Consider the following 1,421-nt stretch of genomic DNA (forward strand, 5'->3'; position numbering starts at 1 on the left):
TGCTCCACCGTCCCCGTCGACAGGACTTCCGTCTCAACCGGCTCCGTCTTCGGCCGGCCGAGGGTGAAGACCATCGCCGCGATGCCGAGGCCGACCGCCAGCACGACCAGGACCACGACCAGCTGTCCCCGGCCGAGCTCGACGCGGCTTTGTGTCAGGCGCTCCCACACGTTGCGCACAGAGAGCGGCATCCTGTCCGCCAAGGCCCCTGACGATTCCACCATGGCCCCCGACGTTGCGCTGCCGCCAGACAGGGGTCCGTCGTCCCGGCGGCCGTCACTGCCGGCCGCGGCCGCGTCGACGTCCCGGCCGTCGTCGTCGCTCTCCGGATCCGCCTCCCATGAACATTCGCGGGCGCTGTCCGGGATGCGCGGCACCCAGCCGCCCCAGGGCCGGTCCGTGTCACGCAAGAGTGGCTGCCCCAGGCGGGGCGGCATCACCGGCTGACCAGCCGTCTCACGCTGACCAGCCGCCTCCGGCCGCCCAGCGGTGCTCACATACGCGACTCGTGCTCGGACCGCGTGAGCCAGCTCGTCATCCGCTGAAGATCGCAATACAGGCAAGCGCATGAAAACGAAGCTAAGACTTCGACAACACGCTTACAACAGGGCTACCCGCACCTGTGGACAACTAGTGGTATTCGCCGAGAGATCATCGCCCCTGTGTATAACTCGGACTGCTTGAGCGCACAATTAGATCTGCACTACCCCGGATCCGGCTTTCGCGGAGCCGGGTCAACGAGGGCTGACCACGACCGCGAGCATGCCAGGCCCGGCATGCGCACCGATCACCGCACCTACCTCGGCGACCACCATCTCGCCCACCCGCGGCAACCGTCCAGACAACCGCTGCGCCAGCTGGTCCGCGCGCGCCGCATTGTCCAAGTGATGCACGGCGAGATCCACGGACGAACGACCCGCACGCTCGACCGCGAGATCCTCCAGCCGGGCGACGGCCCGAGCAGCGGTGCGGACCTTCTCCATCAGCTTGATCGCGCCGTCCTCCAGGTGGAGCAACGGCTTGATCGCCAAGGCGTTGCCGACCAGCGCGGACGCGGCTCCGATCCGGCCGCCCCTGCGCAGATACTCCAGCGTGTCCACGTAGAAGAAGGCGGATGACCAGGCCGCGCTCTCCGTCGCCGCAGCCACGACCCTCTCCGGCGAGTCGCCCTGGCGCGCTGCCCGCGCGGCGGCCACCACGGCGAACCCCAGACCCATGCCGACCGTGCGAGAGTCGACCACGTCGACCGGTAGGGGCACGTCCATGGCCGCCATCCGGGCGGCGTCCATCGTCCCCGACAGCCTGCTCGACAGATGGACGGACACCACGTGAGACGCGCCTCGCTCAGATGCCGCCAGGTACACCTCGCGGAAAGCCTCGGGGCTCGGCCTCGAGGTACTCACCGGCTCGTGCCGGCGCAG

At 69.0% G+C, this 1,421-nt stretch carries 2 protein-coding genes; both read right to left on the bottom strand.

Annotated elements, in window-relative coordinates; genetic code table 11:
- A partial coding sequence (locus ELR45_RS35100) for a hypothetical protein (RefSeq protein WP_165367729.1) occupies positions 1-569 on the bottom strand: 569 nt, incomplete at its 3' end.
- Positions 570-734: 165 nt separating this feature from the next.
- Positions 735-1,421: DegV family protein (locus tag ELR45_RS12915; RefSeq protein ID WP_240759599.1), on the bottom strand; the 687-nt coding region annotated here is incomplete at its 5' end.

The organism is Phytoactinopolyspora endophytica (assembly GCF_004138495.1).
GTDB classification, from domain to species: domain Bacteria; phylum Actinomycetota; class Actinomycetes; order Jiangellales; family Jiangellaceae; genus Phytoactinopolyspora; species Phytoactinopolyspora endophytica.